General features: G+C 70.0%; 20 protein-coding genes and 1 tRNA gene. 8 read left to right on the top strand and 13 right to left on the bottom strand.

Going from position 1 to position 20,893, the window contains the following annotated elements; all coding sequences use genetic code 11:
• Positions 1 to 36: 36 nt before the first annotated feature.
• The gene (locus tag E5843_RS02695; RefSeq protein WP_136411750.1) at positions 37 to 765 is read right to left on the bottom strand and encodes a type III pantothenate kinase; all 729 of its coding nucleotides are present in this window, start codon (positions 763 to 765) and stop codon (positions 37 to 39) included.
• Entirely contained in the window at positions 758 to 1,744 is a 987-nt protein-coding gene (gene birA, locus E5843_RS02690; RefSeq protein WP_136411749.1) for a bifunctional biotin--[acetyl-CoA-carboxylase] ligase/biotin operon repressor BirA, read from the bottom strand. Before birA ends, E5843_RS02695 begins: the two co-directional genes overlap by 8 nt.
• Before the next feature lie 117 nt (positions 1,745 to 1,861).
• On the opposite strand from birA, the gene E5843_RS02685 reads away from it, so the two are divergent.
• Both E5843_RS02685 and E5843_RS02680 read left to right on the top strand, forming a co-directional pair.
• Entirely contained in the window at positions 1,862 to 2,119 is a 258-nt protein-coding gene (locus E5843_RS02685; RefSeq protein WP_136411748.1) for a hypothetical protein, read from the top strand.
• Between the two features lie 45 nt (positions 2,120 to 2,164).
• The gene (locus tag E5843_RS02680) at positions 2,165 to 2,917 is read left to right on the top strand and encodes a M90 family metallopeptidase (RefSeq protein WP_136411747.1); all 753 of its coding nucleotides are present in this window, start codon (positions 2,165 to 2,167) and stop codon (positions 2,915 to 2,917) included.
• A 6-nt stretch (positions 2,918 to 2,923) separates the two neighbouring features.
• Here the strand turns inward: E5843_RS02680 and E5843_RS02675 are convergent, their stop codons facing one another.
• The 5 genes from E5843_RS02675 to dusA all read right to left on the bottom strand — a co-directional run bounded on the left by E5843_RS02675 (position 2,924) and on the right by dusA (position 7,597).
• Positions 2,924 to 4,351: an ATP-binding protein gene (locus E5843_RS02675; RefSeq protein ID WP_141065646.1), complete on the bottom strand. Its 1,428-nt coding sequence runs from the start codon at positions 4,349 to 4,351 to the stop codon at positions 2,924 to 2,926.
• Positions 4,352 to 4,420: 69 nt separating this feature from the next.
• The gene (locus E5843_RS02670; protein WP_134674996.1) at positions 4,421 to 5,107 is read right to left on the bottom strand and encodes a response regulator transcription factor; all 687 of its coding nucleotides are present in this window, start codon (positions 5,105 to 5,107) and stop codon (positions 4,421 to 4,423) included.
• 61 nt (positions 5,108 to 5,168) lie between these two features.
• Positions 5,169 to 5,501, bottom strand: a complete 333-nt coding sequence (locus E5843_RS02665) for a hypothetical protein (protein WP_136411746.1) — start codon at positions 5,499 to 5,501, stop codon at positions 5,169 to 5,171.
• Between the two features lie 132 nt (positions 5,502 to 5,633).
• Entirely contained in the window at positions 5,634 to 6,539 is a 906-nt protein-coding gene (locus tag E5843_RS02660; protein WP_141065645.1) for an arginine deiminase-related protein, read from the bottom strand.
• Positions 6,536 to 7,597, bottom strand: coding sequence for a tRNA dihydrouridine(20/20a) synthase DusA (gene dusA, locus E5843_RS02655; RefSeq protein WP_136411745.1), 1,062 nt, complete (start codon positions 7,595 to 7,597; stop codon positions 6,536 to 6,538). The genes E5843_RS02660 and dusA overlap by 4 nt, the downstream gene beginning before the upstream one ends.
• Before the next feature lie 154 nt (positions 7,598 to 7,751).
• Here dusA and purD point away from each other — a divergent pair, with 154 nt between their 5' ends.
• On the top strand, positions 7,752 to 9,041 hold the full coding sequence (gene purD / locus E5843_RS02650; protein ID WP_136411744.1) for a phosphoribosylamine--glycine ligase: 1,290 nt from the start codon (positions 7,752 to 7,754) through the stop codon (positions 9,039 to 9,041).
• Between the two features lie 11 nt (positions 9,042 to 9,052).
• Entirely contained in the window at positions 9,053 to 10,951 is a 1,899-nt protein-coding gene (locus tag E5843_RS02645; RefSeq protein WP_141065644.1) for an MFS transporter, read from the top strand.
• A gap of 42 nt (positions 10,952 to 10,993) precedes the next feature.
• Here E5843_RS02645 and nudC read toward each other — a convergent pair whose 3' ends face one another.
• From nudC to E5843_RS02630, 3 genes are all read right to left on the bottom strand, one after another.
• Positions 10,994 to 11,914, bottom strand: coding sequence for an NAD(+) diphosphatase (gene nudC / locus E5843_RS02640; RefSeq protein ID WP_136411743.1), 921 nt, complete (start codon positions 11,912 to 11,914; stop codon positions 10,994 to 10,996).
• A gap of 91 nt (positions 11,915 to 12,005) precedes the next feature.
• The gene (gene erpA, locus E5843_RS02635; RefSeq protein ID WP_134675379.1) at positions 12,006 to 12,380 is read right to left on the bottom strand and encodes an iron-sulfur cluster insertion protein ErpA; all 375 of its coding nucleotides are present in this window, start codon (positions 12,378 to 12,380) and stop codon (positions 12,006 to 12,008) included.
• A gap of 32 nt (positions 12,381 to 12,412) precedes the next feature.
• Positions 12,413 to 13,159, bottom strand: a complete 747-nt coding sequence (locus tag E5843_RS02630) for a DUF6776 family protein (RefSeq protein WP_244240821.1) — start codon at positions 13,157 to 13,159, stop codon at positions 12,413 to 12,415.
• Between the two features lie 150 nt (positions 13,160 to 13,309).
• Here E5843_RS02630 and E5843_RS02625 point away from each other — a divergent pair, with 150 nt between their 5' ends.
• The 3 genes from E5843_RS02625 to E5843_RS14330 all read left to right on the top strand — a co-directional run bounded on the left by E5843_RS02625 (position 13,310) and on the right by E5843_RS14330 (position 18,865).
• Entirely contained in the window at positions 13,310 to 13,885 is a 576-nt protein-coding gene (locus E5843_RS02625; protein ID WP_141065643.1) for a DUF4126 domain-containing protein, read from the top strand.
• Positions 13,886 to 14,086: 201 nt separating this feature from the next.
• Positions 14,087 to 15,817, top strand: coding sequence for an EAL domain-containing protein (locus tag E5843_RS02620; protein ID WP_244240820.1), 1,731 nt, complete (start codon positions 14,087 to 14,089; stop codon positions 15,815 to 15,817).
• A gap of 39 nt (positions 15,818 to 15,856) precedes the next feature.
• The gene (locus E5843_RS14330; protein ID WP_244240819.1) at positions 15,857 to 18,865 is read left to right on the top strand and encodes a hybrid sensor histidine kinase/response regulator; all 3,009 of its coding nucleotides are present in this window, start codon (positions 15,857 to 15,859) and stop codon (positions 18,863 to 18,865) included.
• A gap of 6 nt (positions 18,866 to 18,871) precedes the next feature.
• On the opposite strand, the gene bfr is transcribed toward E5843_RS14330, so the two are convergent.
• The 3 genes from bfr to E5843_RS02600 all read right to left on the bottom strand — a co-directional run bounded on the left by bfr (position 18,872) and on the right by E5843_RS02600 (position 20,402).
• Entirely contained in the window at positions 18,872 to 19,342 is a 471-nt protein-coding gene (bfr, locus tag E5843_RS02610) for a bacterioferritin (RefSeq protein ID WP_134675005.1), read from the bottom strand.
• 143 nt (positions 19,343 to 19,485) lie between these two features.
• Positions 19,486 to 19,698, bottom strand: a complete 213-nt coding sequence (locus E5843_RS02605; RefSeq protein ID WP_136411741.1) for a (2Fe-2S)-binding protein — start codon at positions 19,696 to 19,698, stop codon at positions 19,486 to 19,488.
• An 83-nt stretch (positions 19,699 to 19,781) separates the two neighbouring features.
• A complete protein-coding gene (locus tag E5843_RS02600) occupies positions 19,782 to 20,402 on the bottom strand; it encodes an RNA pyrophosphohydrolase (RefSeq protein ID WP_136411740.1) in 621 nt (206 codons plus the stop codon).
• A gap of 211 nt (positions 20,403 to 20,613) precedes the next feature.
• Between E5843_RS02600 and E5843_RS02595 the strand changes: the two genes are divergently transcribed.
• Positions 20,614 to 20,690 (top strand) — tRNA-Met (locus E5843_RS02595).
• The last annotated feature ends 203 nt before the right edge of the window (positions 20,691 to 20,893 follow it).

Below are 20,893 nucleotides of genomic sequence, written 5' to 3'. Positions count from 1 at the left end.
CCGGATTCTAGGCCGCGATGCGACGCGGCACACCCGTCATTGTCCGCGCGCCCAGCGGGCCATGCCTTCCAGCACCAGGGTCGGCGCGGCCAGCGCGCCCTCGATGCCCGCGAGCACCGCCGCTGCACCGCCGCCATGCACGAGCACGGTGGGGCTGGCGCCCACCAGTTGCATCGCGTCGCGGCGACTCGCCTCGACCAGTGCGCAGGCGGCCCCTTCGCAACCGGAAGCCAGCGCGTCGTCGGTGTCATCGGCGAACGCCACATGCCGCCCACCCTGCAGCGGCAGGTGCGGCGCGCGCCGGTGCAGGCTCTCGCGCATCAGCGCCGGCGACGGCGCGATCCGCCCTCCGCGGTGGTGCCCGTCGCGATCCAGCAGGTCGATGGTGAGGGCGGTACCGACACCGACCAGCAGCCATGGCCCCGGACCGCGCGCATGCGCGCCGAGCAGGGCGAGGAAGCGGTCCACTCCGAGGCGTTCGGGATGCGCGTAGGCGATGCGCATGCCGGCGAACCCGGGTTCGGTGTGCACGCGCGAGACGCGTCCGCAGCGCCCACCCAGCGCCGCGAGCAGCGAGGCGCGCAACGGTGCCGGGGCGACGCTGGCCAGCACCGCGGAGTCGATCCGCGCCGGTAGCGCGTGGGTCCAGTCGCCGGGCAAGGCGCGTCCGTCATGGGCGACGGCAAAGCCCTCGCCCACCCGCCCCTGCTCGAGTGGGGCGCACTTCAGCCGCGTGTTGCCGAGGTCGAACAGCCACTCAGCCATGCGCGCGCCTGCGCAGGCTGACTTCACCCGCGTGCAGCCCGCGCTCGCCCGCGTCCGTGCGCACCCGCAATGCCCCATCGGCTGCGATGCCGAGCGCGATGCCGGTGGTCACGCGACCGCCGTCGTGGATGTCGACCGCCATGTCGCGCAGCGCGTCGAATGTGCTGTAACGCGGCAGGAACGGCGCCAGGCCTTCGCGGGCGAAGGCATCCAGCGCCGGCAACAACCGTGAGATGACACCCGCCGCAAGCGTGTTGCGCACCGGTGTGGCTACGCCGAGGCGGCGCAGGTCGGTCCAGGCCTGGCCGATGGCCGCGCCCGCCGCGGCCGGCATTGCGACATTGATGCCGATGCCGATTACCGCGCGCACCGGCCCCGCGTGTTCGCCACCGCCTTCGATCAGCAGGCCGCCGAGTTTCTGCAGGCCGTCGCTGCCTTCGACCACCAGATCGTTCGGCCATTTCAGCCGCGCCGGCACTCCCAGTGCGGCGACGGCCTCGGCCACGCAGACCCCCGCCACCAGGCTCAGGCCACCCAGCCGCGCAAGCCCGCCATCGAAGCCGAGCGCAACCGACAGGTAGAGGTTGGTCGCCAGCGGCGACGCCCAGTCGCGGCCGCGGCGACCGCGCCCGCCGGTCTGGCGTTCGGCAAGCAGCACCGCGGCGCCACGGGCGGGCAAGGGCTGTCGCAGCAACTCGCTGTTGGTCGAATCCAGCGTCCAGGCGACGCCGAGCGCACCCAGCAACGCGGTGGCGTCGGCGGTCAGGCCGTCGCGGATGACGTCCGCGTCGAGCAGGTCGAGCGGTTCGGCGAGCGTGTAGCCGCGACCGGCACGCGCCTCGATGCCCAGGCCCGCGGCACGCAGCGCCTCGATGCGCTTCCACACCGCGGCCCGGCTCAGGCCGTACTCGCGCGCCAGGACGTCGCCGGACACCGGTCCCGCGGCGAGGCGTTGGAGAAGTGCACGCTCCAGGCTCATCCGGCATCCTCGCAGGCCGCGGCGGCGCCACGGTGGCCGGGCAGGATGCCCAGCCTGCACACGCGGTGCAACCGCGGTATAGTCCGTGGTCGACCCTGCCCTGCAACGGCCGCCCCCATGCTCCTGCGAATCGCACTGATGCTGCTGATCGCTTCCGCCAGCCTCCCGCTGTTGGCTGCCGAGGGACGCCAGGCGCCCGGCCGCGAGGGCTGTCCGGTGGCCGAGGAAGATCCGACCAATCCGCGTCCTGCGGCGGAGCGCCTGCCGGCCGGCCCGGCCGAGGCCGTCGAACGTGGCCCTGGTGGCCGCGGTGGCCCCGAAGGCGGCGCCCGCATGCCACGCTGGCACAGCTTCCTTCCGGGCATGTTCCGCTGACCGGATCGCGGTTCGCGCGGCACCGCTGATGGTGGTGCGGGTTCGATGACACGCTGGCTGCAACGGCTGTGGCCGCGCCCGGAGGCGCCGCCCGCGGCGCTGTGGAATGCGGTCCGCGATCGCGCCACCCTGGTGGCCCGGCTCGATGCCGGCCGGGAAGATCGCCTGCGATCGCTGACCGGCGAATTCCTGCATCGCAAGACGATCACCCCGATGGCCGGACTCGTCCTCGACGACGCACAGCGCGCGCTGCTTGCCGCCCTGTGCTGCCTGCCGCTGCTGGAATTCGGCCGCGAGGGCATGCACGGCTGGTCGCAGCTCATCGTCTACCCCGACGCGTTCCGGGTGAACCGCACCCATGTCGATGCCGCCGGCGTGCTGCACGAATGGGAGGACGAGCTGATCGGCGAGGCCTGGGAGGCCGGTCCGCTGATCCTGTCCTGGGCCGACATCCAGTCCGACCTCGACACCCCGGATGCCGGCTTCTGCGTGGCGGTGCACGAGATGGCGCACAAGCTCGACGCACTCGATGGCGTGCTTGACGGCACGCCCGCGCTGCCGCGCGCGTGGCAACGCGACTGGGCGCGCGATTTCCAGCAGGCGTTCGACGGTTTCGTCGCCCACCTCGACGGTGGTGGCGAGAGCGGGATTGATCCCTACGCCGCGGAGGCGCCGGAGGAATTCTTCGCGGTGTGCAGCGAATACCACTTCAGCGCCCCGGCCCTGCTGCGCGAGGAGCTCCCGGGCGTGGCGCAGCACCTGCAGCGCTTCTACGGACGCTCGCCGCTGGACGCCTGACCCGGGTCAGAGGCCCGGCGGGAACACCACCTCGAACCGCGTGCCACCCAGTTCCGCCGATGGCCCGACGCGCAGCTCGCCGCGGTAGCTGCCAACGATGTCCTGCACGATCGCCAGGCCGATGCCGTGGCCGTGCACGCGCTCGTCGCCACGTACACCACGCTGCAGCACATGGGCGATGCGGTCGGGCGCGATGCCTTCGCCATCGTCGTCGACCGCCAGGGTCATGCCGGGACGACGGTCGGGCTGCGGCGCACCGGATTTCACCGTCAGCAGCACGCGGTCACGGGCCCACTTGAAGGCGTTCTCGAGCAGGTTGCCGAGCAGTTCCTGCAGGTCGCCGGGCTCGCCATGGAAGCGCGCCACCGGATCGATATCGAACTCGCAGATCACGCCCTGGGCGGCGTAGATCTTCTCCAGCCCGCGCACGATCTCCTCGGCATACGGCTCGATCTCCACCGGTGCCGCGAACAGCTTGTGCCCGCTCGAGGCCGCGCGACCCAGCTGGTAGCCGACGAGGTCGTTCATCCGCCGCAGCTGGATCTGCAGTTCATCGCGCAGCTCCTCGTCGCTGGCCCCGGCCTCGAGCCGCGTGCGCAGCACCGCCAGCGGCGTCTTCAGGCTGTGCGCCAGGTCGGACATCGTGTTGCGCTGGTGCTCGAGGTTCTGCCGCTCGCTCTCGATCAGCGCGTTGATGCTGTCGGTCAGCGGCTCGAGCTCGCGCGGATGCAGTTCGCCCATGCGATTGGCCTGGCCGCGCTGCACGCGCTTGAGTTCGCTGATGACCTTTCGCAACGGGCGCAGGCTCCAGCGCAGCACCAGCGCCTGCAGCATCAGCAGCACCACGCCGGCCACGCCGAGATAGCGCCACAACGCCTGGCGGAACACCTGCACCTGGCGCGGCAACGTGCCGGCATCCTCGAGGATGTACACCGTGTAAGGCAGCTCGGTCTCGACGCCGGCGCTCTCGCGCACCAGCGCGAAGCCGCGGCCGTAACGTATCACCTCGCCCGGCTGGTTGGCGCTGTCGCTGATCGGCAGCGGGCCGTCGATCTTCTCCTGCCCGGGCTCGAGGAGCTCGAGTTCCGGCAGGCGCGGGCCGTGCGCGGAACCCGACATCCACACGCTGCCGTCGAGCACGATGGCCGCATAGGTGCCGCTGCCGGGGCGCTCGAAACGTTCGTCCGGCGGTGCATCCGGCGGGATGATGCTGTTGTCGCGGGCGAACTCGACATCGCCGGCATAGGTGAGCGCGAAGCCGCGCAGGCGGTCGCGCTGGCCCTGGCTTGCGACGTCGACGAACGCACTGTCGAGCGAATAGCCGGCTGCCGCCAGGAATGCCACCAGGCCGAGGCTGGCGGCCAGCATCTGCCGCGATTGCAGCGAGCGCGGCCGCCACGCCAGTGCGCGTCGGGGACGGGTTTCAGGGCTCATGGATCAGCGCAGGATGCCACGCGACGCACGCGGCGTGGAAAACACGGACGCGACTGATCGCGTACGCGATCAGCCTTCGTTGCTGCGCGGGATCGCGAACCGGTAACCACGACCGCGCACCGTCTCGATCGGCTTCAGCATGCCGTCGGGGTCGAGCTTCTTGCGCAGGCGGCCGATGAAGACCTCGAGCACGTTGGAATCGCGGTCGAAATCCTGCTGGTAGATGTGCTCGGTGAGGTCGGCCTTCGAGACCAGTTCGCCGGCATGCATCATCAGGTACTCGAGCACCTTGTACTCGTAGCTGGTGAGGTCGACGTTCTGTCCGTGCACGCTGACGGTCTGCGCGGCGAGGTCGAGCGTGACCGGGCCGCATTCCAGCGTCGGCTTGCTCCAGCCGGCAGCGCGGCGCACCAGTGCGTTGATGCGCGCCAGCAGTTCCTCGACATGGAACGGCTTGACCAGGTAGTCGTCGGCGCCCTGCTTGAGGCCGTCGACCTTGTCCTGCCAGCTCGAACGCGCGGTGAGGATCAGCACCGGGAACTGCTTGCCTTCGTCGCGCAGGGCCTTGATCAGCTCCATGCCCGACATCTTCGGCAGGCCGAGGTCGATGATGCCGACGTCGAACGGCACCTCGCGGCCCATGTACAGGCCTTCCTCGCCATCCTGCGCGGCATCGACGGCATAGCCTTCGCGCTTGAGGCGGGCGGCGAGGGTCTCGCGCAGCGGTGCTTCGTCTTCGACGAGGAGGATACGCATGGGTCGAACTCCGTGTCAGAGAGGGTCAGGGAGCTGACCCTATGCGTTCAAGTATCTGAACTCAATCGTCGCGGCTGCGTGTACGTGGCGATTCACTGCGCACGCGCTGCTGCGGATCGTCCTCGTAGACCCTGACCCGGCCCCGATCGTCCATCACCTTGATGCGGTTGATCTCACGGCCGTCCATGTGCATCCGTTCCGCGCTGAGCACCTGGCCGCGGGCCTCGCTGCGCACACGACGGATGGAATCACCCATCGCGTCCTGTCCGCCACGCGGCCATTGCGACTGCTGCTGCCCGCGCCCCTGCTCTCGCGTCTGCGCCTGCGCGCCCCCGGCAGCCGCCATCGCAACGGCAATCAGGCAGGGCAACGTGAGACGAAACGGCACGGGCATGATCGAGGCATCCGGGGAAGCGAAGGAACGGCGCCGCATCGCGGAGCACGGGGTCCAGTCTCGAAGCCATGCAGTGAATCCGTCCTTAACTTTTTCGTCAACACCCTGACGATGTTCAGCTGGGGTGGCGGGTCAGAAGATTTCGGCCACGCAACAGCGCAGAGAGCCGCCGGCCGCCTCGATGGCCGGCAGCGGCACCGCTTCGACCTGGAAGCCGACATGGGCCAGCTGCGCCGACGCCGCCGCCGGCAGCGCTGCGGCGGCACGCGCGCTCATCCAGACGGTGGACGGCGTCAGCGCGATCGCATTGGCGACGAACGCGGCGCGCGCGTCGGCATCGAGGACGATGGCGGCGTCGCCGTAGAGCGCCTGCACGACCGCATGGGCGACCGCGGGTTGCGCGAAGCCATCCGGGCACAGCAGCGCCGCGCGCCCGGCCAGGACGGCCAGCACGACATTGGTGTGGTATTCGCCCGGCGCGAGATCGAGCACGAGCGTGGCACGCAGCCCGAACGCGGTGTGCATCAGCGCCGCGCCCTCGGCGCTGCAGCGCTCGGACAGGCCGCAGATGCCAAGACCGCGCGACCGGTCGATGACCAGCGCGCCGGTCAGTTCGCACGGATGTGGCTGCAGCGAAAGGTCGACGATACGACGGCCCTCGCCGAGCGAGGTGCGGATGTCGCGGCGCGCGGCTTCGCGCCGGCGCACCGGATGGCGCATGCGGCCGATGACCAGCGCATCGGCACTCGTGCCGAACACGTTGTTCGGAAACACCCCGTCGGGCGCGGCCGGATCGCCCGGGAACACTTCCACGGGCAGGTGCTGGCGGATACGCCGCACGAGTTCGGCGTGCTCCGCGCAGGCCGCCCGCGCATCGAAGCCGGCATCGGCCATGTAGCTGTTGTCGCGCGCGGATTCCGCGGCGCGACTGAAGCCGTCAGGGCTGACCAGGAACGCGCCGCGCGCGGTCGCGGGTCCGAAATCGGCGGCTGCGGCACGCGCCACCGCAAGGAACGCGTCCACGTCGCGGGTGATCATGCCGGCACGCTCCGGGCCGCGGTCTCCGTCGCCTGCAGCGCGCGCTCGACGAGCGCCCAGTCGGCGCCCGGGCGGTGCGCGCCCTCGCTCAGCACCTGGCGGAACTGGCGGCCGCCAGGCTGGCCATGGAACAGGCCGAGCACGTGGCGGACGATGTGCTTGAGCGCTACGCCCGCCGCGAGCTGCGCTTCGACATACGGGCGCAGCGCCGCCAGCAACGCGCCGCGCGGCTGCGGCGCGCGGCCCGAGAGCGCGCAGTCGAGTCGGTGCAGCAGATGGGGATCGTGGTAGGCGGCACGGCCGAGCATCACGCCGTCGACATGATCGAGGTGTGCGAGCGCGGTGGCTTCGTCGGCGATGCCGCCGTTGAGCAGCACGGTGAGGTCGGCGCGCTCCTGCTTGAGCCGATAGGCCCAGTCGTAGCGCAGCGGCGGCACTTCCCGGTTCTCCTTCGGGCTCAGGCCTTTGAGCCAGGCGTTGCGTGCATGCACGATCACCTGGGTGGCACCCGCGGCCGCCACCGCGTCGACGAACGCACGGAAGCGCGCGTATTCGCTGTCGTCATCGACGCCGAGGCGGCACTTCACGGTGACCGGCACGGCATGGCCATCGGCCGCCAACGCCGCGCGCATCGCCGCCACGCACTCGGCGACCAGTGTCGGCTCGCGCATCAGACAGGCACCGAAGCGCCCGGCCTGCACGCGATCGGAGGGACAGCCGCAGTTGAGGTTGACCTCGTCGAATCCATGCGCCGCGGCGATGCACGCGGCCTCGGCCAGCAGCGCCGGTTCGCTGCCGCCGAGCTGCAGGGCCACCGGATGCTCGACGGGATCCATCGCCAGCAACCGCCTGCGGTCGCCATGGATGACCGCGTTGGCGTGGACCATCTCGGTGTACAGCAGCGCATCCGGTGCCAGCAGGCGGTGGAAGACCCGGCACTGGCTGTCGGTCCAGTCCATCATCGGCGCCACCGAGAGACGCAGCGCACGCGCATGCGGCGTCGCCACGCGCACGGACGGCGTGCCCTCGGGCGGATGGCGGGGGTGGCATGCGTTCATCGGGTCATGGCCGCGGCGCAGGCAGGTGCGCGGGCGGTCGTCGGCAGCGGAAGGCGCACAGGTTACACCGCGACCGCCCTCGCCCCGGTTAACGGCAGGCGCGGGCGTCGCGCCCGTTAGAATCGTCGTCCGCACATACGAGTGGCTGATGCCCATGTCCAAAGTCCTGGTGATCGGATCCGGCGGCCGCGAGCACGCGCTGGCCTGGAAGCTCGCGCAGTCGCCGCGCGTGGACGAAGTGCTGGTGGCACCGGGCAATGCCGGCACCGCCACCGAGGACAAGTGCCGCAACGTCGACGTGGCCGCGACTGATATCGATGCGCTGCTGGCGCTGGCGCGCGACGAGGGCGTCGCCTTCACCCTGGTGGGGCCGGAGGGCCCGCTGGTGGCCGGCGTGGTCGACCGCTTCCGCGACGCCGGGCTGCGCATCTTCGGGCCGAGTGCGGCCGCCGCCCAGCTCGAGGGCAGCAAGGCCTTCGCCAAGGATTTCCTCGCCCGCCACGGCATTCCCACCGCCCATTACGCGGTGCACACCCACGTCGACGAGGCGCTGGAGTACGTACGCGAACGCGGTGCGCCGATCGTGATCAAGGCCGATGGCCTGGCCGCCGGCAAGGGCGTGATCGTGGCGATGACGCTGGAGGACGCCGAAGCCGCGATCACCGACATGCTGGCCGACTACGCCTTCGGCGCCGCCGGCGCGCGGGTGGTGATCGAGGAATTCCTCGACGGCGAGGAGGCCAGCTTCATCTCGATGGTCGACGGCCGCACCGCGCTGCCGATGGCGACCAGCCAGGACCACAAGCGGGTCGGCGACGGCGACACCGGCCCGAACACCGGCGGCATGGGCGCGTACTCGCCGGCGCCGGTCGTCACGCCCGAGGTGCATGCGCGGATCATGCGCGACGTGGTCGAGCCCACCGTTGCCGGCATGGCCGCCGACGGCATTCCGTTCACCGGCTTCCTGTACGCCGGCCTGATGATCGACCGCAACGGCGCGCCGAAGGTCATCGAATACAACGTGCGCTTCGGCGATCCGGAAACCCAGCCGGTGATGCTGCGCCTGCAGTCCGACCTTGCCGACCTGGTCGACGCCGCGATCGACGGCCGCCTCGACAGCATCGAAGCGCAGTGGGACCCGCGCCCCTCGCTGGGCGTGGTGATGGCAGCCGAGCACTACCCCGGCAAGCCGCGCACCGGCGATGTCATCAACACCTGGGACGTGCCCGAGCCCGAGCACACCAGGGTGTTCCACGCCGGCACCGCGCTCGAAGGCCAGCACGTGGTGACCGCCGGCGGCCGCGTGCTGTGCGTGTGCGCGCTTGGCGACACCGTGGCCGATGCCCAGCAGCGCGCCTACGCCGCGGTCGCCGGCATTTCCTGGCATGGCGAGTTCCACCGCCACGACATCGGCTGGCGCGCGATCGAACGCGAACGCGGCTGAGGCACGCCCGCATGGCCCATAGCCAGTTCGACCTGCTGCGGCAGCGGCGCTTCGTGCCCTATTTCATCGTGCAGGCGCTGGGGGCGTTCAACGACAACGTCTACCGCCAGGCCATCATCGGCCTGCTGATCTTCCTCGGCGCCAGCACCCGGGAACGCGCGCTGTACGCGATGCTGGCGCCGGCGGTGTTCATCCTGCCGTACTTCCTGTTCTCGGCGCTGCTGGCCGGCCAGGTCGCCGAAAAGCTCGAGAAACAGCGGCTGATCGTGATCACCACGACGATGGAGATCGCGATCATGTCGCTGGCGGCGGTCGGCTTCCTGCTGCAGAACATGCCGCTGTTGCTGGTGGCGCTGTTCTGCACCGGCGTGCAGTCCACCTTGTTCGGCCCGGTGAAGTACTCGGTGCTGCCGTCGATCCTGAAACCTGAGGAACTGACCGGTGGCAACGGCCTGGTCGAGATGGGCACGTCGATCTCGATCCTGCTCGGCATGATCACCGGCGGGCTGATCTTCCAGCTGGCGGGCAGCCACGGCCCGCAGGCCGCGGCCGGCGCGATCGTGGCGCTTGCGATCGTCGGCAACCTGATGGCGCGGCGGATTCCACGCATCGACGCCGGCGACCCCACGCTGCGGGTGCGCTGGAATCCGGTACCGGTGTCGCTGGAGGTCATGCGGATGGCGCGCCGGCAGCCGGCGGTGCGCAACGCGATGCTCGGGGTGTCGTGGTTCTGGTTTTTCGGCACCCTGATCACCTCGCAGTTGCCGGCCTACGCCGAAGTGCATCTGGGCGGCGCCGCCGGATCGGCGACGCTGTACGTGTTCGCGCTGGCGCTGTTCTCGATCGGCGTGGGCGTCGGCTCGCTGCTGTGCGAGAAGCTGTCGGCGCGCACGGTCGAGATCGGCCTGGTGCCGGTGGGCGCGTTCGGCATGACCGCCTTCGTGCTCGACCTCTACTTCGCACGCCCCGGGCTGGCCCCCGTGGGCGGGCTCGATCTCGCGGGGTTCCTGCAACAGCCGGGCAGCCTGCGCCTGGTCGTCGACCTCGTCGGCATCGGCATGTTCACCGGCGTGTTCGTGGTGCCGCTGTTCGCGCTGATCCAGAGCCGCACGCCGAACTCGGAGATGTCGCGGGTGTTCGCCGCGCTCAACATCCAGAATTCCGGCTTCATCGTGCTGGCCGCGGTGGTCGGGCTGGTGACCCAGGGCGTGCTCGGCTGGACGATCCCGCACCTGCTGCTGGCGCTGGCGATCGCCAACCTGCTGGTGGCGGTGTGGATCTTCAGCATCGTCCCCGAGTTCCTGATGCGCTTCCTGAGCTGGGTGCTTGTGCGCACCCTCTACCGGCTGCGCCTGCACGGCATCGAAGCCCACGTGCCGGACGAGGGCCCGGCCCTGCTGGTGTGCAACCACGTCAGCTACATGGACGCGCTGATCCTGGCGGCCAGCGTGCCGCGGCCGGTGCGCTTCGTGATGTACCACCGCATCTTCGCCATCCCGGTGCTGTCGTGGATCTTCGGCACCGCCAAGGCGATTCCGATCGCCCCGGAAAAGGAGGACCCCGCACTGATGCTGCGCGCCTTCGATGCCATCGACGCCGCACTCGCCGATGGCGAGCTGGTGCTGGTGTTTCCCGAAGGACGGCTGACCGCGGACGGTGAGATCGCACCGTTCCGCAGCGGTATCGAGCGCATCCTGGCCCGACGCCCGGTGCCGGTGGTACCGATGGCCCTGCGCAACATGTGGACCAGCATGTGGAGCCGGCACGATTCAAGGATGCGGCGCATGCGCCTGCCACGGCGCCTGCGTGCGCGTGTCGAAGTGGTCGCCGCCGCGCCGGTGGAGGGCGCGCAGGCAAGCGCGGCATCACTGGAAGCGCGGGTGCGGGAGCTGCGCGGGGCGGCGGCGTAGGCGCACGCCAGGATCTGCTGCGGACTGATCCGCGGCGGACCACTACTCCCGCAGCGCCCCCTCGCGATGCCAGTGCGTGATCAGCCAGCGCGAAATCGAGATGCCCGGCGACAGCAGCAGTCCGTCGTCGCCGCCGGTGCCATCGAGCGCGGCGCCGATCTCCTCGCGCGTGAACCAGCGCGCGTCCTCGAGCTCGTCATCGTTGGGGCGCGGCTCGTCGGGTTCGGCCAGTGCCTCGAAGCCCAGCATCAGCGACGACGGGAACGGCCACGGCTGCGAGCCGACGTAGCGCGCGCGGCGCACGCGCACGCCGGATTCTTCCCACACTTCGCGGGTGATGGTCTGCTCCAGCGTCTCGCCCGGCTCGACGAAGCCGGCGAGCACCGACCAGCGCCGCGGCGGCCAGCCCGGCTGGCGGCCCAGCAACAGGCGTTGGCCATCCGAAACGGCGACGATCACCGCCGGGTCGGTGCGCGGGTAGTGTTCGGCGCTGCAGCCGGTGCACACGCCGAGCCAGCCGGCGCGCACGTATTCCAGCCGCGCCCCGCAGGCGCCGCAGTACCGGTGCCGGCGCCGCCAGTGCAGCACCGCGCGCGCCTGCGCGAACGCGGTCGCCTGCAGCGCGGGCCACTGCGCGGCCGCGCTGCGCAGGTCGACCCATGTGCCGTCCGGCGTGTCGGGCACGTCCGCGGCATCGCAGGCAAACCAGCCGTGGCCGTCACCGTCGAGGCCAAGGAACACCGCGTGCTGCCACGCGTCGCGCGGCAGCGCGCCTGCGTCGGGCATCCACAGCCCATCGCCATCACCGACCGGTGCGCGCCCGTCATCGTCGACCACGATGCACCGGGCCGCCGCGCGCAGGGCTTCGAGCGCGGCGGGCTGCAGGCGCAGGTGCTCGGCGCGATCCAGCGATGCGGCCACGAAGGCATAGTCGGGTGTTGGCGCGGCAACAGCAGCGGTCATCGGCACATCCGGCGGCACGCGATATCGCGCCGCCGGAGTTTAGGCCCGAACCGGCTGCAGGCGTCGCCATGCGGCGACCGGGCGCGGTGGATCAGACGGTGAAGCTGCTGCCGCAGCCGCAGGTGGATTTCGCGTTCGGATTGCGGATGGTGAACTGCGCGCCATGCAGGCTCTCGACGTAATCCACCGAAGCACCCATCAGGTACTGCAGGCTCAGCGGGTCGACCACCAGGGTCACGCCATCGGTGGCGATGGCGAGATCGTCCTCGGCCTGCTGCTCGTCGAACTCGAAGCCGTACTGGAAACCGGAACAGCCGCCGCCCTGGATGTAGACGCGCAGCTTCAGCGCGGGATTGCCCTCGCCATCGATCAGCTCACGCACCTTGGAGGCGGCGGCGGTGGTGAAATCGATCGGGCGCGACAGCGACTGATAACCGGGAGCTTGGGGGAGCGACATGGGTTCCATGTGCCCAAGGATGGGGGCCACGTGGAGGTGGTTCAAGCGTCCGGTGCGGAACGCGCTGTCGCCTCGGTCCATGGGAACGACTGTTCGACCACGCGACCGCCGCGCGGCTGCAGGCGCACGGTCACCCGCGTGGGCGTGAAGCCCGGCGGCAGCACGATGTCGCCCTGGACCTGCTGGAAGAAGCGGAACGAGTACGGCAGCGGCGGCGCGTCCTCGCCCTGGCGCAGGTCGTCCCAGTCCAGCTGCTGCAACCGGCCGTCGCGTGTGCCTTCCACCGTGAGCCGCAATTCGCCTTCGCTGGAGGCGTCGCGATTGAGGTTCTGGGTCAGCGTGGCGGTGTAATGCCAGACGCTCCCGGTGCCCGGCGCCAGCCGCAGCTCGTGCACGGTGAGTCCCCGACGCTGCGCGGTCGCGCCGACGAACCGTTCATAGAAGGCGACATCGGCACGCAACGCGGCGATCTCCTCGTCGCGCTCGGCAAGCGTGCCCTGCAGCTTCAGGTTGGCCTCGCGGCTGATCTGGTCGGAGCGGGCAAGCGTGGTGACCTCCTGCTCGAGGCGGGCAACCTGCTCGCTGTCGACGCCCACCGCACCGCCCCCGCGCAACCCGGCCCATAGCCCCCAGGCACCGAACAACAGCGAAATCAGGACAACGGCGGCTGCCGCCAGCATCCGCGGTTGCAGGCGCATGACGGTGACATCGGCATCGACGCCTGCAGCGGGCCTGGAGGCCGGGGACGGCACCGGCTTCGCCGGCGAGGTGCGCTCGGGCTCGTTCATGTTCATGGATATAGCGGCGCCGGCGGGACGGGTCAAGAAAACGCCGCGCGCGCGGGTGGGGTCGTGTTCAAACCGGTGAGCGCCGCGGCCACGCGCGATCGTGCCGCGCTGCCTACACTTGCGCGTCAACGACGCCACCGGGGAACCATGATGTCGGAAGCCCAGCTGTTCGCGATTGGCATCCTGCTGGCCTGGCTGGCCGGCGTGCGGGTGTATCTCACGGTGTTCGGCGTGGGCATCGCCGGGGTGTTCGGCTGGCTGGATCTGCCACCGGCGCTGGAAGCGGCGCAGTCACCGTGGGTGCTGGGCGTGGCCGGTGTCCTGGCGGTCGTGGAATTCCTCGCCGACAAGATCCCCGGCGTGGATTCGGTGTGGGACCTCGTGCACACGCTTGCGCGCGTGCCGGCGGGTGCGTTCCTGGCCGCGGCCACGCTGTCGCCCGATGGCGAACTCGGCGCGGGCATGCTCGCCACCGGCGCCGGCGTCGCACTGGCCAGCCACCTGCTGAAGAGCGGGTCGCGCGCCCTGATCAACACCTCGCCGGAGCCGGTCAGCAACTGGGCGGCATCGGCCACAGAGGACACCGTCACCGTCGGTGCGCTTGCACTTGCCATCACCAACCCGTGGTTGGCGCTGGCCCTGGTGCTTAGCCTGGCCGCATTTGCGTTCGGCGGCATGTGGTGGCTGTGGCGGAAGCTCTTCGGCAGGAAGCGAGCGCGCCGGTAACACGATGCGACCCCTGCACGGGTCGGCGGCCACCGGCTCGGGCATAATCGGCGGCCGCGCCGGGGACCGGGCGCGCGTTTGCCTTTCGACGGGGAATGGCCGCAGAGTCTCATGATGGAGAGGGCTGACGACATCCGACGCGCCGAGTTTCCGCCGGCCGGTTTCTGGCGCCGGTGGGCAGGCGATGCCCCGCCGGCGAAGATGCCCGCCGACGACGACAGCGAGACCGCACGCACGCAGGCGGAGATCGCCTCGGCCGCGGCGCGGGCCGGGCAGTCGGACGCGACCGAAGCGCCCTACCGGGTGATGATCGTCGAGGACGATCCCAGCCAGGCGCTGTTCGCGGAAAGCATCCTCAATGGCGCCGGCATGCAGGCGCAGGTGGTGCCCGACCCGGGGCTGGCGATCGCCACGCTGGAGGTATTCCAGCCCGACCTGGTGCTGATGGACCTGCATATGCCGTCGATCGACGGCACCGAACTGACCCACATGATCCGCAGCCACGGCGCGTTCGCACAGACGCCGATCGTGTTCCTGACCGGCGATCCGGATCCGGAGCGCCAGTTCGAGGTGCTCGAACTCGGCGCCGACGACTTCCTCACCAAACCGGTGCGGCCGCGGCACCTGATCGCGGCAGTGCAGAACCGCATCCGCCGCGCGCGCCAGGCGCAGGCGCCGGCGCCCGAGGGCCGCCACCCGCTGACCGGCCTGCTCACCCGCAACCGCATGCTGCAGCGGCTGGCCGCAGGGATTCCCGGCGATGGCAGCGGCGCGCTGTTCTTCGTCGAGCTCGAGGGCACCGCGGCGTTGCGTGACCGCCTCGGCTATGCGGCGCTCGAATCGGTGCTGGTAGAGGCCAGCCGCCATATCGCGACGCTCAGCGATGGCCAGGCGGCCGCCCGACTCAACGACAACACCTTCCTCGTCCACGCCGACACCGCCCCGGACGACCTGCTGGCCTGGGCGCGCCAGCTGCGCGACGGGCTCGCGCGCCAGGAGTTCTCCGCTGGCGGCGAAACCATCCGCCTGCGCGGCCGCATCGGTGCGCTGGCACTGGCCGACGGCTTCAACGATGCCGGCAGCGCGCTGGCGGCCGCCGAGCACGCATTGCGGCTGGCGCGACTCGACCCCATCGGCATCGCGCGCTATGTCGCCTCCGATGCGCGCTCGGCGGATCCCTCGCTGGATGAACTGGTTTCGCATGCGATTGCCGAAGGACGTCTGGAACTGGCCTACCAGCCGATCGTGGCGGTGGCCGGCGGCAACGATCCGCAATTCCAGACCCTGCTGCGCCTGCGCGATAGCGACGGCACCCTGCACACCGCCGCCGAGATCCTTCCGGCGGCGGAATCAACCGGCGTGCTGGAGGAGATCGACCGCCACGTGCTCGACCTGGCGATGTCGATGCTGCAACAGCAGCGCCAGCGTGGGCGCACGCTGCGGCTGTTCGTGTCGCAGTCGCCGCGCAGCCTGGGCTGCGACGGCTACGCCCCATGGCTGCTGGCCGAACTCGGCGCACGCGAACTCGATGGTTCGCAGCTGGTGGTGGACGTGCGCCAGGACGACGCGCTGGTGCATGCGGTATCGCTGCAGGAGTTCTGCGCGGCGGTGCAGAACTCCGGTGTGCAGCTGTGCCTGTCCGGCTACCGATGCGGTAACGAGTCCGACGCGTTGCTGGCGCAGCTGCCGCTGAGCCACGTGCGGCTGTCCGCGCACTACTCGACCGGCGCCGCCGAGCAGGCGGTGCGCGACGAGATGCGCGATGCGATCGAACGCGCGCATCGCTATGGATTGCAGGTCATCGGCCAGCAGGTGGAGAACCCGCAGGCCGCGGCGACGCTCTGGATGAGCGGCATCGATTACATCCAGGGCAATCTCGTGCATGGGGCCGGCCGCGAGGTCGACTTCGATTTCCAGCACTCGGTGCTCTGAGGACCCAGGATGGTCATCCACTCACGCCCCTCCCTTCTGATGTTGCGGTGGCTGGCGCTGGGGGCCGCCGTCGGCGCGGCCGCGATGCTGGTGCTGGAGATGTCGGGGATGTCCGGTCCCTGGCAGGGCATCGCGCTGGTGCTGGTGCTGCTGGGCGCCTTCGCCACCGCCGCGGTGATCTACGGCGCGCGCCGGCGCGAGCAGGAGCTCGACGAGGCCGATGCGCTGGCACGCCAGCACGAAAGCGAGCGCGCCGAACTGCAGGCGCAGCTGGAACTGCACACCCAGCTCGAATCGCAGCTGCGCCATGCCAAGCAGGCCGCGGAATCGGCGGTGCTCGCCAAGGGCGAGTTCCTGGCCACGATGAGCCACGAGATCCGCACGCCGCTCAATGGCATCGTGCCGATGCTCGACCTGCTGATCCACGCACCACTGGCCCCTGAGCATGCCGAGCTGGTGCGCACCGCGTACACGTCCTCGCAGCAGATGCTGCGCATCGTCGACGACATCCTCGACTACTCGAAACTCGAGGCGGCCAAGCTCGAGCTCGAGATCACCAGCTTCAACCTGCGCGAGCTGCTGGAAGGCGTGATTCAGATGATGGAACGCCCGGCGCAGAGCAAGGGGCTGCGCGTGCACCTGCAGATCGACAGCGGCGTGCGCCTGCCGGTGCGCGGCGATCCGGTGCGCCTGCGCCAGGTGCTGGGCAACCTGCTCAGCAACGCGGTGAAGTTCACCGAACGCGGCTCTGTGTCGGTGACCGTGCGTCGCCTCGGCGAAAGCAGCGCCCAGCACCAGCTCCGCTTCGAGGTCCGCGATACCGGCATCGGCATCGCCCAGGCCGCGCAGTCGCGGCTGTTCCAGGCCTTCAGCCAGGCCGATGCCTCGACCACCCGCCTGTACGGCGGCACCGGCCTCGGGCTTGCGATCTCCAAGCGCATCGTCGAGCTGATGGACGGCCACATCGGCGTCGACAGCGTGCCCGGCCAGGGCACCACGTTCTGGTTCGAACTGCCGCTGCTGAAGGTGCATGGCGACCTGCCGTCGCAGGAGCGCATGGCCGACGGCAAGCGCCTGTTGCTGCTGAGCGCGGACCCGCGCCTGCGCCTGCGCCTGTCGATGCTGCTGCCCAACTGGGGCCTGCGGGTGACCTCGGTGGAGACCACGCAGGAAGCGCTGAACCGCCTGCGCACCGCCGCCTCGCAGGGCGCGCCGTGGGCATATTCGCTGGTGCTCGCCGACCTCGCCGGCATGCGCAACACCGCGCTTGCGCTGTACCGCAACCTCAATCGGCAGGCGGTCTATGGCGAACTCGAGCTGATCGCCCTGTACGGCGACGACGTGGTTCCCGACGAGATGCAGGCCGGCGCCACCCTGCTCAGCCGGCAGGCGCCGGATGCCGACCTGCGCGCCGCCCTGCTCGGCCGCGGCAACCCGTCGCTACGCGAAAGCATGGACGTGGACGCCGGCACATCCGGTACGCAGGCGCTCCCGATGTCCGCCACCGCCGTTGCCTCCAGCACGCCGGCACCCGCCGCGCCCGGGCCGGCAGATGCGCCGCTGCGCACGCCACGCGTGCTGCTGGTCGAGGACAACCCGGTGAACCTGATGGTCGGCCAGCGCCTGCTGGCGATGCTCGGCATCACCTGTGATACCGCCGGCAATGGCGAAGCCGCCTTGATGCGCATGGGCACCTCGCGCTACGACGTGGTGCTGATGGACTGCCAGATGCCGGTGATGGATGGCTACGAGGCCACGCGCCGCTGGCGCGAGGTGGAAACCGCCGAGGGCGATGGCCGCCACCTGCCGATCATCGCGATGACGGCCAACGCGATGGCCGGCGACCGCCAGCGCTGCCTCGACGCTGGCATGGACGACTACCTGCCCAAGCCGGTGACGCGCAGCGAACTCGAGCGCTGCCTCTACCACTGGTGGAATCCCAACCAGCCGGAACCGGCGATGGATCCGGGCGCCGGGCTCGGCGAGTTCGTCGCGATGGGCGCTGCGGACGATGCGGACGGGACCGGTACGGCGGAAGCGGAGCACGCCGCGGCAGCTGTTGCGCCGCAGGGGCCTCCGGTGGTGACGATCGAGGCAATCCCGGCACCGGTGGAGGAACCCCGTGTCATCGCGTTGGTCGAGCGACCGGCGGCAACCGTCGAACGACCAGCGCCACCGCTGGCGACGGCTGGCGTGGAATGGATGGCAGCGGGCGCGGGGGAAGCCGCGTCGTCGGGCACCGCGATGACCTCGCAGCCGGCGGCACCGGGCGGGACGCCGGACGAACCCGCGGTCGTCGCGCAGCCGTCGCCCGCTGCCACATTGCTGAGGCCTACGGCGGCTGCACCTGCTGCACCGGTATCCGCGGCAACGGCACCCGCGCCACCAGACGACGCGACGCCGATCCCGGCAGGCTCCGCGCACCTCGCCCCAGCGACACCCGCGCCCACAGGTGCAACCACAGTTACAGGTGCGGGTGCGGGTGCGGGTGCGGGTGCACTTGCAGCTACGAACGAAGCGTCGCCAATGCCAGCGGTGGACAAGACCACGCCGCAAGCGCCAGCGAGCGGCCCGGCTCCAGCAACGACCCCGGCGCCGGCAGCAATGTCCGCGTCGCCGATGGCTCCAGCGCCTGCACCCTCGCCCGCAGTCACACCCCCGCAAACACCGACCCCGACGGCCCCTGTCGCACCCACGGACCTGCCGCCGGTCATCGACGAGGAGGTGCTCGAGGAACTGCGCACCATGCTCGGCGACGAGGTCGACCACCTGATCGATGTGTTCCTGGAAGACACGCCGCGGCTGATCGCGCGGCTGGAAGCGGCGGTCGACGGCCCCGACTACGACGCGTTGCGCGACACCGCGCACTCGCTCAAGTCATCCAGCGCCAACCTTGGCGCGATGCTGCTGTCGGCCAGCGCGCGGCGGATCGAGGCCGGCGCACGCACCGGCACCCTCGAGCGGCCGGCGGTGGCGGTGGCGATGGTCGCCAACGAGTTCGCGCGTGCACGGGCACGCCTGCGTGCAGGACGCGCCACCACCGCCTGAGGCGGCTCAGTCGTCCATCTGTTCCTGCAGGTAGTTCTGGATGCCGACGCGGCCGATCAGGTCGAGCTGGGTCTGGAGCCAGTCGACGTGCTCCTCCTCGTTCGCGAGGATCTCCACCAGCAGTTCGCGGCTCACGTAGTCCTGCACCTGCTCGCAATGCTCGATGGCCTCGCGCAGCAGCGGGATGCCGTCCATCTCGAGCGCGAGGTCGCACTCGAGCATCTCCTGCACGTTCTCGCCGACCCGCAGCTTGCCGAGGTGCTGGAAGTTGGGCAGTCCTTCGAGGAACAGGATGCGCTCCGACAGCCTGTCGGCGTGCTTCATCTCCTCGATCGACTCGTCGTATTCGTGCTTGGCCAGCCGGGCAAACCCCCAGTGGCGCGCCATCTTGGCATGCAGGAAATACTGGTTGATCGCGGTCAGCTCGTTGTAGAGCGCCTTGTTGAGGTACTGGATGACCTTGGGATCGCCTTTCATGCCGGGCTCCGTGACGCGGGGACGGCGCCTACTCTAGCCGTGCGCCGGCGCGGGCGACGGAACGCGAATCACATGCATCCGCCACAACGCGAACACCCCGTCGGGGACGGGGTGTGGGGTCGGTCAGACGGTGCCGGCGGGACTCAGGCCGCGCGGGCGATGCCCGGCAACGGACGCAGTTCGGCCTCGTGGCGGCGGTGCGCCTGCGCCAGCAGTTCTCCCGCCATCTCCACGCAGCTGCCGCAGGTGGCGCCACAGCCGGTGCGCATGGTCAGTTCGTGGACGCCTGCACATCCGGCCGAAGCGGCGGCGGCGATATCGCGGTCGGTGACTCCGTTGCAGATGCACACGTACACAGCAATGACTCGGTCGGCGAACTGGGGCATATTCGATCGCAAACGAGAATGATTGTCAATCGACGATTGAGAACCCGACCCATTCAGCGGATGCCATCGCCACCCCGCTGGCCCTGGCTGGGTCCGCCACTGACGCCCGGGCGGGTGCGTGGCCGCTGCTTGTTGCGCCTGGGCGCGTGCCGAGGGGACGGAGGCGACAGGCTCATGTGCGGGACCGCCTGCGGCCCCGCCACCTGCCGCGCGAATGGCGCCAGGTGACGCAGCGCACTGACGTACACGCCGCGCTTGAAGGTCACCACATGGTCGAGCGGGTACCAGAAGTCCACCCAGCGCCAGTGGTCGAACTCGGGCTTGTCGCAGAGGTCGAGCTGCAGGTCGCTTTCCCGCCCCGCGAACTGCAGCAGGAACCACACCTGCTTCTGGCCGATGCAGACCAGGCGGTCGTTGCGGCGGACCGCGCGCGGCGGCAGGCGGTAACGCAGCCAGCCCGGCGTGGCGCCCAGCACGGCAACGTGTTCCGGCAGCAGGCCGGTTTCCTCGCGCAACTCGCGGTACATCGCCTCGAGCGGCGTCTCGTCGGTGTTCATGCCGCCCTGCGGGAACTGCCATCCGTCGTGGCGCGTTCGCCGGGCCCAGAAGACCCGACCGTCGGGATGCATCAGCACGATGCCGACATTCGGTCGATAACCGTCCGGATCGATCACGATGCGGACTCCAGATTCACTGCGATCGACTCTGCCATGCCCCGCATGAAGCGACAAGCATGGCCCGCGGGCCGTTGACGGAAGGGCCGTCCCGTTAGACAATTCCGCGTTCCCCGGGCCATCCAGGCCGGGCACCGATGGCTATGTAGCTCAGACGGTTAGAGCGCGAGACTCATAATGTCGGGGTCATAGGAACGAAATCTGAAAATTTGGCTATGTAGCTCAGACGGTTAGAGCGCGAGACTCATAATCCCGAGGTCGGTGGTTCGATTCCACCCATAGCCACCAGATTTTCCAGCAAAAACAACGCTTTAGACGAAGAAAGCCCGCCATTGGATGCGGGCTTCTTTGTGCCCAGATCACCGGGACGAAAAAACCAGGGTCGCGTTTTCGGGCTGATCGAGCCCAAGCCGCCGCGGCCCGAAAACTGCCTGTGCCCCGGTTCGTGCCCGGTTCCGTGCCCAATTCTTGCAGCCGCCAACGCGCCTCTG

It is taken from the genome of Luteimonas yindakuii (genome assembly GCF_004803715.2).
GTDB classification, from domain to species: domain Bacteria; phylum Pseudomonadota; class Gammaproteobacteria; order Xanthomonadales; family Xanthomonadaceae; genus Luteimonas; species Luteimonas yindakuii.
The sequence above is the reverse complement of the archived record's forward strand: the minus strand, read 5'-3'. Positions and strand labels throughout refer to the sequence as shown.